Below are 14,843 nucleotides of genomic sequence, written 5' to 3'. Positions count from 1 at the left end.
GCGCTTCGGGGGCGGGTGGTCAGCACGTCAACACCACCGATTCCGCTGTGCGCATCACGCATCTGCCGACCGGCATCATCGTCGTCTCGGCGATGAAATCGCAACACCAGAACCGCGCCGCTGCGATGCAAGTCCTGCGCGCACGCCTGTTTGAGCGAGAGCGTGACCGCGTGGATGCCGAACGTTCCGCCAGCCGCAAAGCCCAGGTCGGCAGCGGTGATCGCTCCGAACGCATCCGCACCTATAATTTCCCGCAAGGCCGGATGACCGACCACCGGATCAACCTGACGCTTTATTCGCTGGGGCAGATCATGGCGGGTGATCTCGACCCGGTGATCGACGCGCTGATTTCCGACGATCAGGCGCGTAAACTGGCCGAGATGCAGTAATGAACCTGCTTGCCGCGCGGCGGATGGCGGTGGCAAAGCTGGACGCGGCGGGGGTGCCGGATGCCCGGTTGGATGCGGTGATCCTGCTTGCCCATGCGCTGGGAACCACGCGGGCAGCGCTGGCGCTGACCCCATCGCAAACCGAATTGGCCCCCGATCAATTGCGCGGGCTGGAGCAGGCATTGAACGCCCGCGCCGCTCGCCAGCCGATCAGCCAGATCCTCGGCGCGCGCCTGTTCTGGGGGCGGGAATTCGCGGTCACGTCTGATGTTCTGGACCCGCGCCCCGAAACCGAAATCTTGGTTGCGGCGGCACTGCACCACCCTTTTGCTTCGGTTCTGGACCTTGGCACCGGTTCCGGCTGCATCCTGCTGACCCTGCTGGCTGAGCGGCCGGAGGCTCGTGGGGTGGGTGTCGATCTGTCGAGGGCAGCCCTTTTGGTCGCGCAGCGCAATTGCGAACGGCTTGGCCTGACCGAACGCGCCGGATTTGTTCAAGGCAGCTGGTTTGACCCGGTGCCGGGGCGGTTCGATCTGATCATCTCCAACCCGCCCTATATTGCCGAGTGTGAAATGGCCCGTCTGTCGCCGGAGGTGCGCAGCTGGGAGCCGCGTCTGGCGTTGACGCCCGGTGGCGACGGTCTTGCCGCCTACCGCGCGATCTGCGCCGGGGCCACTGCGCATCTTTCCCCCGGCGGCTGGCTGATGGTGGAAATCGGGCCGCGTCAGGGCCGCGATGTGGCAGGGTTGTTCCAGGCCGCTGGTCTGGCGGCGATTGCGGTGCTGCCGGATATGGATGGGCGTAATCGCGTGGTTGCGGGGCGATATTTGCCCGAAACCGCGTGATTTGCGCCACGGCTTGGCGGGATTCCGCGCGGTTTTATGGGGATAAGTGCGAATATGGACGGTTTTCACTTGCTCCTGACGGATCCCGCCTTTAGACAAATGGGCGTGAAAGGGGCTTGTTCCGGGGAAACCCGGCTCTCATCCCCGCACGCAATGCCAAAAATGCCTGATGCGCCCGGATTTGGGCAAGACGTGTCTTATCAGACCGCCGGCGCATAGACAAAGCCAGACGAGATCTGGGTCAAAGGATAAGATGAGATCTTCCAAATCCCGCCAGCGTTCGAAATCGAACCGCCCGCGCACCCTCGGCAACATCACCAACCGCGTCTTCGACAGCTCCGGCCCCGAAGGTAAGGTGCGTGGGACGCCGCAGCAAATCATTGACAAATACAACCAGCTTTCGCGCGATGCACAATTGTCGAATGACCGCGTAAACGCCGAGAATTTCCTGCAACACGCAGAGCATTACACCCGCCTTCTTGGTGAGGCGCAGCGCGAAATGCAGGCAGAGCAGGACGCGCGCCGCCAGCAAGACAACCAGAATCAGCAGCGTGACGGCAATGGTTTCCGCGACCGGCAACAGGATCGTGGCGATAGCCAGCAACCCGATCTGCGCGACGACCGTTCGGATGGCCCCCGTCATGATGGGTCTCGGAATGAAACTCCGCGCGATGACAACCGCGACAACCGCCGCGAGGATCGCAGCGACAATCGTAATGAAAACCGTGGCGACAATCGCGGTGACAACCGCAACGACAGTCGCAATGAAAATCGTGGCGACAATCAGGGCAGCAATCGCGGCAACACCCGTCGTGAACGCTACGCCGCGCCGAACTCGGATGAAAACGGAAACGTTCCGGACGTGATCGAGGCCGGCGCTGGCGAAGATGATAACGGTTTGGTGGAGACGCCGGAGGCACGCCGCCCATCGCGCCACAGAAACGCCAAGCCAAAGCCAGTGGTGGAGATGAGTAGCGCCGCATCGCAAGACAGTGGCATTGCGCAAGATGATAGTGCAACGCCTGTGTCCCGTGCCCCCCGCAAACCGCGTGCGCCGCGAAAACCGAAAACCGATGCCACTCCGGAAAGTAATGGCAGCAACGAGGCGGCGGAGTAATTCAAGAAACGCCGGGGCAGCTTGTCCCGGCGTTCTACATTGTGCCCCGGTGGTCAGGTGAATTGCCGCGACAGGGCGCAGAAACTCTCCAGTGAAATTTCTTCGGCGCGTGCGGTTGGCGCAATCCCGACTGCCAGCAGACGCGTCTCGATATCCGGGCCCATGCCTTTCAGGCTGGACCGCAGCATCTTGCGCCGCTGGTTGAACGCCATCGCGGTGATCCGTGACAACATCGCGCCATCGGCGGCAAAGCGTGGCGCCTCCAGCCGCGCCAGATGCACCACGGCGGAATGAACCTTCGGCGCCGGGCTGAAAGCCTCGGGCGGCAGCGTCAGCACGATGCGCGGATCGGTCCGCCATTGCGCCAACAGGGCGAGCCGACCATAGGCTTTGTCCCCAGGTTTCGCCACGATTCGCTGCGCCACTTCCTTTTGAAACATCAGCGTCAGGCTTTGCCAGAATGGCGGCCATGTGTCGGGTGACAACCAGCGCACCAGAAGTTCGGTCCCGATATTATAGGGCAGGTTCGCCACCACCCGCACCGGTGCCGTCAGATGCGCAGAGACATCAAGCGAAAGCGCATCCGCATTCACCACCTCCAGCCGCCCCGGATATGCCGCCGCAATCTCGGCCAGCGCGGGCAGGCAACGCCCATCTTTCTCCACCGCCAACACCCGGCGCGCACCTTCGGCCAGCAAGCCGCGCGTCAAGCCACCGGGGCCGGGGCCAACCTCCAGCACATCGCATTGCGTCAAATCCCCGGCGGAGCGCGCAATTTTGGCGGTCAGGTTCAAATCCAGCAGGAAGTTCTGGCCAAGCTGCTTCTTTGCAACCAGATCATGGGTGCGGATGACCTGCGCCAATGTGGGCAAGCCATCAATCGCGGGCATGCCGACCCTCTGCCCCTTCATCTTGGTGGAAATACCTCACGGGGGGTGCGGGGGGTGTGAAACCCCCCGCCGCCGTGTCCGCCCGCGCCGCCGCCATATTCCGCGCCATGCGCAAGGCGGCAATCAGGCTCGTCGGATCGGCGATGCCCTTGCCCGCAATGTCAAACGCGGTGCCGTGATCCGGCGAGGTGCGGATGAACGGCAGCCCGAGCGTCAGGTTCACCCCACCCGCGAAATCAATGGTCTTGATCGGAATCAGCGCCTGATCGTGATACATGCAAACCGCCACGTCATATCGCGCGCGGGCGGCGGGATGAAACATGGTATCGGCGGGTAAGGGGCCGGAAATCTGCATCCCTTCGGCGCGCAGACGGTCAAGGACCGGAATGATCAGCGCGGTTTCATCGTTGCCCATCGCGCCGCCTTCGCCCGCATGGGGGTTCAGACCTGCCACTGCGATGCGCGGTGCTGTCAGCCCGAAATCGCGGATCAGCCCGGCATGCGTAATGCGAAGCGTTTCTTCCAACGCCTGCGCGGTCAACGCCCCCGGCACTTGGGCAATCGGGATGTGGATCGTCACCGGCACCACGCGCAGGTCCGGGCAGGCGAGCATCATCACCACCCGGTCCACCCCGCCAAGCGCGGCGAGATATTCGGTATGGCCGGGAAAGGCGAAACCAGCGCCATCCTTTAGCGCTTTCTTGTTGATCGGCGCGGTACAGATCGCGGATGCTTGACCCTGCATCACCAATTCCACCGCCCGCGCGATTACCGCGATCACATCGGCCGCATGGTCAGCCCGCGCCTGTCCCGGCGTTGATGGGCTGGAAAAACGGTGGTACAGGACGGGCAGAACATCGCCCGGAACATCGCAAGCGTCGGATGGCATGTCGATCAACCGGTACTGCGCATTTGCAGGCAGGTGCCGGGGATCGCCGATCCAGAAGAACGGCAGTTCCGCGCCAAGCGTCGCCCTTGCATGCACCGCAATTTCGGGGCCGATGCCAGCCGGTTCGCCGCAGGTCAAGGCGATGGGCAATCGCGACGCGGCCATCGCTTATGGTTCGCGGATGAAGGCGTTGAAGCGCAGCTCTTCCAGATAATCCTGCGCCAGCGCGCCCAGACGCTCATTGATCAGTGCCTCGCGCGCCGCATCGCGGTTCGGCGCGGTTTTCGCACCCGGATTGCGTGAGCAGAGCATTACGAACACATGCGCCCCACCGGACGGAAAATCGACACTTTCGCCGGGGTCGAGATCAGCCAGCGCCCTGCCGATATTGGCGGGCAGTTGCGAAGCGGGTCGGGTTTCGCGCAACAGGCGATCCGCCGGTTGACCCTTGTTGATGGCATAAAGATCATCGCAGGTGTCGACCTTTGCGCGCAGCGCTGCGGCATCGGCGGCCCCGTTTTTCGCGGGCAAGGTGTATTGCGCATAATCGACATCAACGCTGCCGGGGGCTGATTTGTCTTCCTTGATTTCGCGCAGCAGAAACAACCCCACTGTATCGCCCATATTCACCGGCTCTGACACCTGACCGGGGCTGAGCGCAAGAACAACCGGCGCGATGGCTGCGGGCAGGTTCGAGAGCGGCATCCAATCCAGCCGCCCGCCGCGCGATGCACTTGCCGAACTGGAGCTGCTGCGGGCCAGTTTGCCGAAATCCGCCTCCGACGCGATCTCTGCCTTGAGGCGCTTGGCGCGGATCATCACCGTTGAAATCTGCCCTGCAGGTACTTGCAACACGATCTCCGACAACAGCACGCGCACGGCGCGGATATCGCCATTGGCAGCCAGCGCGCGGTCAATCTCCGCGTCGGAAATCACCACCTGCGGGCCGAAACGCTGGCGCACCACGTCACGCCAGACCAGCCCCGCCTCCACGAAATCGCGGAAGGTCTGCGGTGCAACCCCGGCTTGCCCCAAGGCTTTCACGAACTGATCGGCAGAAAGGTTGGCGCGGCTGGCGAATTCTTCCATCCCGGCCATGATCTGCTCGGGCGTGGCCTTGATCCCCAGCGCCTTGGCCGCATCCATCCGCAGCCGATCCTCGATCAATCCCTTCAACGCTTCGGCCTCGATATCGCCGGGCGCCCGGAACAGGCGCAACATCTGCGCGCGTTCCTTCACCTCAAACCGGGTGATGGCACGGTCGTTGATGTAAACCTGCGGAGTGAAAAGGTTTTGCGCCTGCGCATCGGGGGCGGCGGCCAGAAAAACCATCAGGGCAGTGAGGAGTGCGGCGAAGCGGATCATCTTGTTCTTCTCATCTCTGGGATCTTGGGCCTTTAGGGCGGCGATCTTGTCAACTTGTGGTACTCTGCCCGTTGGGGTCATGGCAACACCTTAACCGCTACAGGCGCGCGCAGGCCCGCGTTTGCCTTTGCCGCCAAAGCCCAGCAAATCAACGGAAAGGCCGAAATCCGTCGTTGGTTTGACGATGGAGGAGGTGGTGAAGCGCCGCGCCACCGTCAGGTCGAGTTTCAGACATTCATTGCGGAAGGAAAGGTTCAACCCGGCGGAAGCGGCGCGATTGGCGACGAAATCATAGCGTGTGTTCAGCTTGCCTTCCCAGTTCGGGGTGAATTGGTAGCGCCCGGCAAGGGTCAGTTCGGACACCGCCACCGCACGGCTTTCGCTGGCATCGGCCAGCATCCGCACATAGGACGACGTGATCCCGAAATCCGTGCGTTGCAGGTCCAGCCGCATTTCACCTTTGGTCAGTTTGAAATTGTCATCAAATACCAGCCGGTTGGTCATCACTGCACCATCTGCCAGCGTCAGCCGCATCGCTGCAAGCCAATCGGAACTGCTGCCGCGCAGACCGGAGGCGGCGCTGAACTGTCCGTGATCGCGGTCGCGGATTACCCGCCCGAAGGTAAGGCCAAGGCCCCATCCCGCAGGGTCGAACCGGGTATAGCTGATGCCGAGATTGGCGCGGCGACCCTCATCGACAGCATCGGCACCGGGAAAGCGGCTGAGGGCGAAAAGATTGCCTTCATCAAATTCTGCCAATACGCTGTCTTCATTGGGAATGACGGCTTTGCTTTGCCCGCTCCAGACCAGTTGCGCCACCGGCTCAATCAGATGGCTGACACCATTTGCCTGCGTGCGCACCAAGGGCCAGCGTAATTCGACGGCGGTGCTGGCCTGCCCACGAAAATTGCTGCCTGCGAAAACTGTATCTTGCCGGATCCGGTAGAAATCGCCGTTCAATTCGGTCGCGAAGGCCGCAAGAACGCCGCCTGGCAAAATCCAGTTGCGGCGCCAATCGGCGGTGAAGGACAGCCGCGCCATGTCGCGGCCGTCGCTGATGCCATCGCCATCGCTGTCACCGGGAAGGTTGGAACTGCGGTAATGGCTGTGAGTCTGCACCCGGAAACCGCCTTCGCCGCCAATCAAACCGGGGGTAAATCGGCGCTGATAGGTCAGGTCAGTGACAAGAGAGGGAAGCGTACTGTTCACATCCCCGGCGCGGATGGAGCGGAAGTTGATCACACGCGCCGAGATATGTTCGTTGCGCCGGGTGCGGAACACCTCTACCCGGCTGTCAAGCCGGTCGCGCGATGAGATGCCATAGTCCAGCAGATAGGCGTCATCGCTGACATATTCGCCCGAGAATGCGAGGGTAAAACCCTTCGCCAGGGCAAAGCGGCCGTTGGCTTGGGCAAAACCACGGGTTTCCCCCGGCAGCAACCGGTCACGGCTGATCGCCCCTGTCACCTCGATATCGCCGGTCCGGAAGGCCTGACGATAGCGCAGTTCGACCGTGCGGGCGTTCTTGGTGGAGATGTAGGGGGTGACCGTCAAGTCCCTGCGGTCCCCGATGCGGATGAAATACGGCACCTTGATGCCAAAGCCCAAACCGCTGGTGGTGCGGAACGAGGGGGCCAGAAATCCGGTCTGACGGTCAAGCGTCGGGTCAGGGATGCGCAGGCGCGGCAACCAGAACAATGGAACACCAGCCAGGCGGAAGGTGGCATTGTCGAAATAGATCTGGCGTTCCAACTGGTCATGGATCACCCGGTCAGCGCGAATCTCCCACAGCGGGGTCGGATGACTGGCGCAAATCTTGCACGATGACACCACGGTATTGTTCAGGCTGGTATAGCGCCCGCCGATCCGCATCATCTCATTGGCGGCAAGCTGCAACTGCTGGTCCAGCACCAGCCGCGCACTTTGCAACACCCCTTCGGACAGATCGGCAGCGAGTTCCGCCTGATCGGCAAGGATCAAGGTGCCGTTGTCGTCGGTCAGTACAATCGGCCCTTCAAGATGCAGTCGGTCAGAGCGGCGGTCATAGGTGATGCTTTTGGCTTTCAGACGGCGACCGTCGACGAACACCTCCACATTGCCTTGCGCTACCAGCGTATCATTGCCCGCGATTGACACACGATCCGCCACCAGTGAGGCGAGGTCTTGCGCAGGTGCCGCCACGGGCAAAAACAGCGCAAGAACGGCAGCAAAGGCAAACCTGCGCATCAGCCGTCCTCCAGATGCAACAGCAGGCCAAGTGCCAGCAGTGCGGCGGCGACCGGCGGGCTCCACGCTGCGAGGACAATCGGAATCTGACCGCTGACGCCAAGAACTTGCGCGAAATTGCGCAGAAAGAAGATGCCGAACCCGCCGATCAGGGCGAACAGCACCATCTGCCCGGTTTTGCCAAAGCGGGCGTGGCGCATGGTGAAACCTGCCGCAATCAGCACCATCGCGGCCAAAAGCAAGGGCAATGCCATTTCCATCTGCAACCACACCCGATACGCGCGGGCCGAAAACCCGGCCTGTTCCAGTTTGGAGATATAGCCGGGCAGGGACCAGATGGGAATGGCCGAGGGTGTGCCGAAACTGTCGCGGATACGGTCTGCGGTCAGTTCGGACGGTAGGCTGGCGCTGGGTTTCAACGTGGCACCGGCTTCGGGGTTGGGTTGGCTCAGATCCCAATATTTCGCATTTGTCAGTGCCCATGCGCCGGGTTGCAGCAATGCTTCCTGCGCCTCGATCCTTTCGGTTGGCATACCGGCGGGATTGTACAGCAGGAAGGTCACGCCAAACAGTCTGGTCCCGTCCAGATCGGCTCGGGCAGCCTGAATCACGGTTTGACCATCCGCCCCCCCCTGACGCAGCCAAAGGCCATTCGCGCTCAAGGACAAAACGCTTTCGCTGCCGCGCGCCTGATGGGCATATAGCACGTCATATTCCTTTGAGGTGGCGGCAACCAAGGGGTTCAGCACCGCAACCACGAAAAGCCCCAGCACAAAAGCCGCGCCCACGGGTGCCAGCAGAAACCGCAGACCGGAACGCCCGGCGGCGCGCACCACCACCAACTCGCTGCTGCGCGCAAGTGACAGGAACATCGCGATTGCGGCAAGGATGAAGATCAGCGGCAGGATGGTGTAAAGATTGGCAGGCACGTTCAGAAAGGCTAGTTTCGCGGCATCGGCCAGCGAAATTCCCTGCCCCGAAAAGCGGCGCAATTGCTCCACCATGTCGATCAGCATCAGGATGCCGAAGAATGCAAAGAACACCTGCGCCACGACCTTGAGAAAACGGGTGATGAAATAGCGGCTCATGATCATGCGCGTGCGCCTTCGCTGCTGGTCGGGCCGGGGCCGGCGGAATGGCGGCGGCGGGGGCGCTGCGCCACCCAAAGCATGGCGATGGATGCCACGATCCCCAGCAGCGGCGCGATATAGACCAGTATCCAGCCAAAGTCAGAGCGGACAGAGGCGGAAAACGCCGCGTTGTTGACCATCTGCACCACGATCAGCAAGACAACCGCCCCGAGGATCTGCCGCCACAAACCAAACCGGCTGAAAGCCCCCATCAACAAGGCGGCAAAGCCGATCAGCGCGGTTGCCAACGCAAGAAACGGCTGCGCCAGCCGTGCATGGGCTTCGGACAGGAAATCGGCATGGCTCGACCCGGTTTCCGCCAACAGCGCGGCGGAAGGCGCGAACAAAGCGCGCGTCGGCAGTTCGTCAAGGCTGCGCGGCGGCCGCGCGCCCGCCACCAGAAGCCCGCCAAGATCATAGGTGAAATCGCTGAAATGCGTGATGGAGAGCCGATTTTTCGCGACATCGAAGCTCTGGCTCATGCCGTCGAACATGATCAGCTTCGGATCAACGTCACCTTGCACCAGCAGCGCCCGCCGCGCGGTGTAGATGGTTTTGCTGCCAGAGGAGCGGTCATCGGAGAGGAAAATATCCTGCATCTCACCCGCATCGGAAATATCGCGGATATAGAAGGTGATCCCATCCGTCGGATGCATGAACTTGCCGTCCACCAACAGGCGCGCCGTCATGTTCGCGCTCATCTCTGCGGTGCGTTCTGCCAGAATGGTGCGGCTGTGCGGCACGATGACATTGTACAACACCAGCAGCATCAGCGTCACCGACAGCCCGAAATAGAGCACCGGGCGCGCCAGCCGGAACGCGGAAAAACCGGTCGCCTGCATCACCACCAATTCGCCATCCTGCGCCAGTTTGTTGGTGGTATAGACCGCAGCGGCAAAAGCCGACACCGGCAGCACCACCCGGATGACATTCGGCAGCGTCAGCAAGGAGATTTCAAGGAACACCAGGGCCGATTGACCGTCACCGATGATGCGGTCAAACAGCCCTACGGCGCGGTTGACCCAATAGATCAACACCAGAACTAGTGAGAAAAACCCGAAGAGCGCAAGAAATTGCGACAGCAGGTATCTGTCGAATCTGGTCACGCGCGCTTTACCCCCACCTGTTCGCTGTTGGCCATGATAGCGAAGTTTACCGCTGGGGAAAATGGATAACTGGTAATCCTGATGGCAGATTGTAGCGGAATTCTGCGGAATTTCCGGTTTCAGCGCCGGTTCCGGACAGGTCTGGTCAAGTGGCGGGGCAGGCGCTAGGCTCCGCCCGGAAACCGTGCGGTGGATGCCGTGCAGCACCTGACCCGATCCCCGCCGAATGAAAGAGCGAATTTATCATGTCGAAACCTCTGCCAATCACCTTTCAGGAAACCGATCTTGACGCCATTGCCACATTTTCGGGCAGTCTTGCGCTGGTGGCGGCCCCCGATGAAACCGCAGCGCGCAGCCCTGCGGCGCGGCGGCTGAACCGCTTGACCAAAGGCGCGCTGAACCGGTTGCTCGGCTCTGACGGCTGGGGCGAGGTAAAGCCGGGGGCGGCGGCGACGCTCGGGTTTCCGGCGGGTCTGGCGGCGGATGCACTGCATGTCGTCAAGGCCGGGCCGCGTGCCGACAGCCAGACCGCGCGCAAAGCCGGGGCGACGATTGGCAAGGCGGTCGGAAAATCCGGCGTGTTGGTGCTGGCAGGAACGATGCAGCGCGCTGCGGAATTGTCCTTTGGTCTGGCACTGCGCGCCTATGATTTTGAAGCGCATAAAACAACAGACCCGACCCAGCGCGGCCCGGTGACAGTGATGGTCAAAGACCCGGAGGCGGTCGCTTTGGCGGCAAAACCGATGGCCGCGGTCGCGGAAGGCGTGTTTTTCACCCGCGATCTGGTGAATGAACCCGCCAATGTGCTGACCACCGATGATTTCGCCGCCCGGCTGGCAGCGATGCAGGAACTTGGGCTGGAGGTGGAGATTCTGGAGGAGGCGGAGCTGAAAAAGCTCGGCATGGGGGCGCTTCTCGGCGTCGGGATGGGGTCGGAAAGCCCGTCGAAAGTTGTGGTGATGCAGTGGAACGGTGGCGGCGATGAGGCGCCGTTCGCGCTGGTCGGCAAAGGGGTGGTTTTTGATACTGGCGGCATTTCGATCAAGCCCGCGGCCGGAATGGAAGACATGACGATGGATATGGGCGGTGCCGGCGTGGTTGCCGGCGTCATGCGCACGCTGGCGCTGCGCGGTGCGAAGGCCAATGTCGTGGGGCTGGTCGGTCTGGTCGAAAACATGCCGGACGGGCGCGCGCAACGCCCCGGTGATGTGGTCAAATCCATGAAGGGCGACACGATCGAGGTGATCAACACCGATGCCGAGGGGCGCTTGGTGTTGGCCGATGTGCTGTGGTACGCGCAGGAACGCTTCAAGCCGGTTGGCATGATCAACCTTGCCACGCTGACCGGGGCAATCATCATCGCCCTGGGCCATGAAAACACTGGCGTTTTCAGCAATGATGATGATTTGTGCAATGCGTTCCTCAAAGCCTGTACGGCCGAGGGCGAAGGGGCATGGCGGATGCCGATGGGGGAGGCGTATGACGCCAAGCTGAAATCGCGGATTGCCGATATGATGAATGTCGGTGGCCGCGATGGCGGTTCGATCACGGCGGCGCAGTTCCTCAAACGCTTCGTCAAGGAGGATGTGCCGTGGTGCCATCTGGATATCGCCGGGACGGCACTCCTGAAAACGGAAAGCACGCTGGCACCGAAAGGCGCGACCGGTTGGGGTGTGATGGCGCTTGACCGTCTGATCCGCGACAAGTTCGAGGGCTGACCCGGTGGGGGTGGTGATGTTCTATCACCTCACCTCCTCGGATGCGGAGGAAACGGCGCGCACCCTGTTGACGCGGGCCGTGGGCCAAGGCTGGCGCGTGATGCTGCGCAGCCCCGATCCGGTGCGGCTGGAGCGGCTTGACCATATGCTGTGGGAAGGTGACGCGGAAAGTTTCCTGCCGCACGGTCTGGCAGGTGGGCCACATGACGCGCAGCAACCGGTGTGTTGGGTGCGGGTGCGATTGCGAACGGCGCGCAGGCTTTGATGGCGCTGGACGGCGCCGAGGTTGACGCGGCAGAGGCGACAAGGCTGGAGCGGGTTTTCATTCTGTTCGACGGGACGGATGAGGCGGCGTTGGCAGCCGCAAGGGTGCAATGGAAAACGCTGACTTCGGCAGGGCTGGCCGCGCAATACTGGTCAGAGCAAAGCGGAAGATGGGAGAAGAAAGCCGGATAATCTTATGTTATCACGGCATTTTCACAAAAATTCAGAACGGATCGCCGCGCGGCAACGCGGGCCAGGCGACCGGCGCCGTGACGGACTCGGGCTTGACCGAAGCTTGCGGGGCGGTATGCACATGTGCGTGGATTCCATGCGGTTCCGGTGCAAATGTTTCCGATACTTCGGCAATCGTCGCGCCGAGCTTGATCAACAGCGCCCGCGCATCGCGACCGTCCGCGATCAGGATGCGATCCGCTTCGATCTGGCATTGCAGATGCAGGGTGCCGAGGTGCCATGCAAGCCGCGCAATATCGCCGCGCGCCTCGATCAGCGGTTCTTCGGCATGGATGATCTCGATCACGCGCCCGTCTTCCAACTCAAAGCCGAACTGGCCGTCAAGCGAGATGCGTTGCCCCAGATCCAGAACGAAGGTTTCGCCCTGTACCGTTGTCAGGGCGCGAAGGCGGATGCTGCGATCCTGACGCGACAGCAGCACACGCCCGTGACTGGGGCGGTCCGGCGCCTGCGCCAACAGGCATTTGACAACGGGCAGATCGGTCATCGTGCCGCCAACCTTTCCAGACGGTGCCGGATCAGTCTAGCAGCCCGCATCTGTCCTGTCGCCCCTCAATGCGGGGCGAAGCAGGACAGCCGCACAGCGCCGCGGTTCATCAATGAATCCGATCACCAAAGATACGGCGTACTTCATCGGCCCTTGTGGTGCCCCGTGCCGCGAGATCGCCGTCGCTTTGCGCATTGAGGGCGCGCACCGCTTCCATGCGTGGCGTGCTTTCAGCCATGAGGATCAGCAGGTTCCAGAACGCGACAAAGGGCCGCGCAAGAAACCGCCCGATGCGGGGTGCGATCTGTGATGCGGGTGCGGATGTGGTGACGAAAGCCATAGTGGATTTCCTTTTTCTGACCTTATGGTTCTTCCCTTCTTGCAATATGTGACATGCTGTGGGCAAGGAGTACCGACAAAAGCCTCAATGCCGCGTTGCAGCATGTGCATGGCTGGAAAACGGCGGCGGCAGTCGTCGAAGGGCAGCGGAGCGATCTTTCTGCACGTTACCAACAGGCGAATCGTTTCGCCCAAGGTCAGGCATACCGCGCCGAGATTGCAGGAGGTTGTCGCGCTTGCCGATTCCAGCCTGCGGTCGATCAGGGTTCCGATTGAACCAACTGTTTCAGACCGGCGATTTCGGGCCGCGTCCCGACAGGCGGCGCGCATTGGCACGGGTTTTGCTGCGCAACGGGCGCATTGCGGCCAAGGCAGCACCCGTCGGATCGGCACCGGCAGCAATCGCCTTTTGCGCCGCAAAACCCGAAGCGATGAGGGCTGTGGTTTTCTCCGAAACCATCCGCTTGTTCTCGCCTTTGGTGACGTTCCACACCCCGGCCATGCCCATCATACGCATGACGATGACCATCTGCGCCTCTGCCATCATCATGCCCATTTCGACCGAAAGGCGCAGCATATCACTGGTCAACCTGGGAGGAAACATAGCGGGCCTTTCGGTTTTTGCTGCAATGCAGCGGCTGTTGATGCTGCGCAGCATAGTCCTGCGTTCCAGCGGGGGTAAGGGGGAAAAATCAGCGATTTGCATCGCTTGCGAGGGCGCTGGTTCGCGGTGGCGGCCGGGATGCTTTGCTGCATCCCGGTGCGGTGCCCGTTCAGGCGGTCATCTGTTCGCGCAGGATTGCCGCCGTCATCGAGATCATCAGATAGATCCCGGCAAAGATCAGCAGCGCAACCAGCGTGCTTTCAAACGCCCGTGGATAGCTTGCCTCATCCGGCGGGATCGGCTTGACCGACAGCGACAGATAGCGGGTCTGGCGATTGGCCTCTGACCGGGCGGTTTCCATCGACTGGATCGCCTGCGCCAGCATCAACTGCCGGGTCTGTACATCGGCTTGCGCCACCAGCAACTCACTTTGAACTTGCGGCAGGGATTCCTCTCCGTTGGTGCTTTCGGTCAGCTTGGCACGCAGGGTCGCAATCTCATCCTGAAGGGCGGTGATCCGGCGTTCCAGGGGTTCCATCCGCGCGGCGTTGGGGCGGGCGTTGGATTTCATCTGCTGCAACGACAGTTTGTCCTGGCTGAGCATGGTATCCAACTGGCCGATCTGCGCGGTGATCAAGGACACTTCGACCTCAGAGGAAACGACCTTGAACTTCTCCTGCAACTCCACCACCCGGCGCTGCGAGGTCAGCATTTTCGCCTCGGCATCCTCATACCCCTCACGCGCGCCACGCATCTGATCTTCGCGCAGGCGCTGGGTCAGGTGGTCGACCTGCTCCTCCGCGTAATGGATCAGCGCCTCGGCGAATTCGACCGATTTTGCCGGGGTGGTCGCGATCACCTCCATCTTGATCAGACCTTCGGTCGGATCATAGGAAATCTGGAAATCACGTTGATAGGTTTTATAGGCCTCCTCCAGCGTCGCATCGGGGGAGAGGCGTTGGATCGGGTCAATCGCGGGGGCGCTGTAATGGGCGCGAAAGCCGTGTTCCTCATCCAGCCGCAGCATCGCCTCACGCGATTGCAGATAGCCTTGCACCGCGATGCTGTCCTGCGAGGTCGCCATCGGCGAGCCTTGCAGCAACCCACCCAAACCACCCGCAGCCGAGGTCGGGTTTTGCGATTGCTGGATCACGAATTCGGTTTTGGTGGCGTAAAGCGGGGTCGCGACCATATAGTAGTAATAGCCGGTCAGCAGCGTCGG

General features: G+C 61.7%; 13 protein-coding genes and 2 pseudogenes. 5 read left to right on the top strand and 10 right to left on the bottom strand.

The genetic code is table 11. The annotated features are described in order from the left end of the window. The 3 genes from L0H65_RS04575 to L0H65_RS04565 all read left to right on the top strand — a co-directional run. Positions 1-389, top strand: a 389-nt coding sequence (locus L0H65_RS04575; protein ID WP_301457651.1) for a peptide chain release factor-like protein, incomplete at its 5' end; no start/stop codon positions are given. Then, entirely contained in the window at positions 389-1,234 is an 846-nt protein-coding gene (gene prmC / locus L0H65_RS04570) for a peptide chain release factor N(5)-glutamine methyltransferase (RefSeq protein ID WP_301457650.1), read from the top strand. The genes L0H65_RS04575 and prmC, both read left to right, overlap by 1 nt. Before the next feature lie 253 nt (positions 1,235-1,487). Then, complete coding sequence (locus L0H65_RS04565; RefSeq protein WP_301457649.1) at positions 1,488-2,351, top strand: DUF4167 domain-containing protein; 864 nt, start codon at positions 1,488-1,490, stop codon at positions 2,349-2,351. Between the two features lie 53 nt (positions 2,352-2,404). On the opposite strand, the gene rsmA is transcribed toward L0H65_RS04565, so the two are convergent. The 6 genes from rsmA to lptF all read right to left on the bottom strand — a co-directional run bounded on the left by rsmA (position 2,405) and on the right by lptF (position 9,957). Beyond that, complete coding sequence (gene rsmA / locus L0H65_RS04560) at positions 2,405-3,241, bottom strand: 16S rRNA (adenine(1518)-N(6)/adenine(1519)-N(6))-dimethyltransferase RsmA (protein ID WP_301457648.1); 837 nt, start codon at positions 3,239-3,241, stop codon at positions 2,405-2,407. Next, positions 3,228-4,295 (bottom strand): 4-hydroxythreonine-4-phosphate dehydrogenase PdxA, encoded by a 1,068-nt coding sequence (pdxA, locus tag L0H65_RS04555; RefSeq protein WP_301457647.1) that lies wholly within the window; start codon positions 4,293-4,295, stop codon positions 3,228-3,230. Before pdxA ends, rsmA begins: the two co-directional genes overlap by 14 nt. A gap of 3 nt (positions 4,296-4,298) precedes the next feature. Next, on the bottom strand, positions 4,299-5,495 hold the full coding sequence (locus L0H65_RS04550; protein ID WP_301457646.1) for a peptidylprolyl isomerase: 1,197 nt from the start codon (positions 5,493-5,495) through the stop codon (positions 4,299-4,301). Positions 5,496-5,585: 90 nt separating this feature from the next. Further along, positions 5,586-7,721 (bottom strand): LPS-assembly protein LptD, encoded by a 2,136-nt coding sequence (gene lptD, locus L0H65_RS04545; RefSeq protein WP_301457645.1) that lies wholly within the window; start codon positions 7,719-7,721, stop codon positions 5,586-5,588. Continuing rightward, a complete protein-coding gene (lptG, locus tag L0H65_RS04540; protein WP_301457644.1) occupies positions 7,721-8,815 on the bottom strand; it encodes an LPS export ABC transporter permease LptG in 1,095 nt (364 codons plus the stop codon). Before lptG ends, lptD begins: the two co-directional genes overlap by 1 nt. Then, positions 8,812-9,957: an LPS export ABC transporter permease LptF gene (gene lptF / locus L0H65_RS04535; protein ID WP_301457643.1), complete on the bottom strand. Its 1,146-nt coding sequence runs from the start codon at positions 9,955-9,957 to the stop codon at positions 8,812-8,814. The genes lptG and lptF overlap by 4 nt, the downstream gene beginning before the upstream one ends. A gap of 245 nt (positions 9,958-10,202) precedes the next feature. On the opposite strand from lptF, the gene L0H65_RS04530 reads away from it, so the two are divergent. Continuing rightward, positions 10,203-11,675 (top strand): leucyl aminopeptidase, encoded by a 1,473-nt coding sequence (locus tag L0H65_RS04530; protein WP_301457642.1) that lies wholly within the window; start codon positions 10,203-10,205, stop codon positions 11,673-11,675. A 16-nt stretch (positions 11,676-11,691) separates the two neighbouring features. Continuing rightward, positions 11,692-12,131 (top strand): annotated as a pseudogene (locus L0H65_RS04525) (DNA polymerase III subunit chi). Between the two features lie 31 nt (positions 12,132-12,162). Here L0H65_RS04525 and L0H65_RS04520 read toward each other — a convergent pair. The 4 genes and pseudogenes from L0H65_RS04520 to L0H65_RS04505 all read right to left on the bottom strand — a co-directional run. Continuing rightward, entirely contained in the window at positions 12,163-12,678 is a 516-nt protein-coding gene (locus L0H65_RS04520; protein ID WP_301457641.1) for an urease accessory protein UreE, read from the bottom strand. 109 nt (positions 12,679-12,787) lie between these two features. Next, positions 12,788-13,018: a DUF1127 domain-containing protein gene (locus L0H65_RS04515; RefSeq protein WP_301457640.1), complete on the bottom strand. Its 231-nt coding sequence runs from the start codon at positions 13,016-13,018 to the stop codon at positions 12,788-12,790. Between the two features lie 285 nt (positions 13,019-13,303). Beyond that, positions 13,304-13,621: an antifreeze protein gene (locus L0H65_RS04510; protein WP_301457639.1), complete on the bottom strand. Its 318-nt coding sequence runs from the start codon at positions 13,619-13,621 to the stop codon at positions 13,304-13,306. 169 nt (positions 13,622-13,790) lie between these two features. Beyond that, positions 13,791-14,843: pseudogene (locus L0H65_RS04505) on the bottom strand (capsule biosynthesis protein); the annotation flags it as partial.

This window comes from Pseudorhodobacter sp. (assembly GCF_030452865.1).
GTDB lineage: Bacteria > Pseudomonadota > Alphaproteobacteria > Rhodobacterales > Rhodobacteraceae > Pseudorhodobacter.
The sequence above is the reverse complement of the archived record's forward strand: the minus strand, read 5'-3'. Positions and strand labels throughout refer to the sequence as shown.

What these genes read in the sequence shown, in the direction of transcription:
- lptG (WP_301457644.1), bottom strand. Translation starts at nt 8,815, where the DNA reads ATGATCATGAGCCGCTATTTCATCACCCGTTTTCTCAAGGTCGTGGCG.
- L0H65_RS04515 (WP_301457640.1), bottom strand. Translation starts at nt 13,018, where the DNA reads ATGGCTTTCGTCACCACATCCGCACCCGCATCACAGATCGCACCCCGC.
- L0H65_RS04565 (WP_301457649.1), top strand. Translation starts at nt 1,488, where the DNA reads ATGAGATCTTCCAAATCCCGCCAGCGTTCGAAATCGAACCGCCCGCGC.
- L0H65_RS04550 (WP_301457646.1), bottom strand. Translation starts at nt 5,495, where the DNA reads ATGATCCGCTTCGCCGCACTCCTCACTGCCCTGATGGTTTTTCTGGCC.
- rsmA (WP_301457648.1), bottom strand. Translation starts at nt 3,241, where the DNA reads ATGCCCGCGATTGATGGCTTGCCCACATTGGCGCAGGTCATCCGCACC.
- L0H65_RS04530 (WP_301457642.1), top strand. Translation starts at nt 10,203, where the DNA reads ATGTCGAAACCTCTGCCAATCACCTTTCAGGAAACCGATCTTGACGCC.
- prmC (WP_301457650.1), top strand. Translation starts at nt 389, where the DNA reads ATGAACCTGCTTGCCGCGCGGCGGATGGCGGTGGCAAAGCTGGACGCG.
- lptD (WP_301457645.1), bottom strand. Translation starts at nt 7,721, where the DNA reads ATGCGCAGGTTTGCCTTTGCTGCCGTTCTTGCGCTGTTTTTGCCCGTG.
- pdxA (WP_301457647.1), bottom strand. Translation starts at nt 4,295, where the DNA reads ATGGCCGCGTCGCGATTGCCCATCGCCTTGACCTGCGGCGAACCGGCT.
- L0H65_RS04520 (WP_301457641.1), bottom strand. Translation starts at nt 12,678, where the DNA reads ATGACCGATCTGCCCGTTGTCAAATGCCTGTTGGCGCAGGCGCCGGAC.
- L0H65_RS04510 (WP_301457639.1), bottom strand. Translation starts at nt 13,621, where the DNA reads ATGTTTCCTCCCAGGTTGACCAGTGATATGCTGCGCCTTTCGGTCGAA.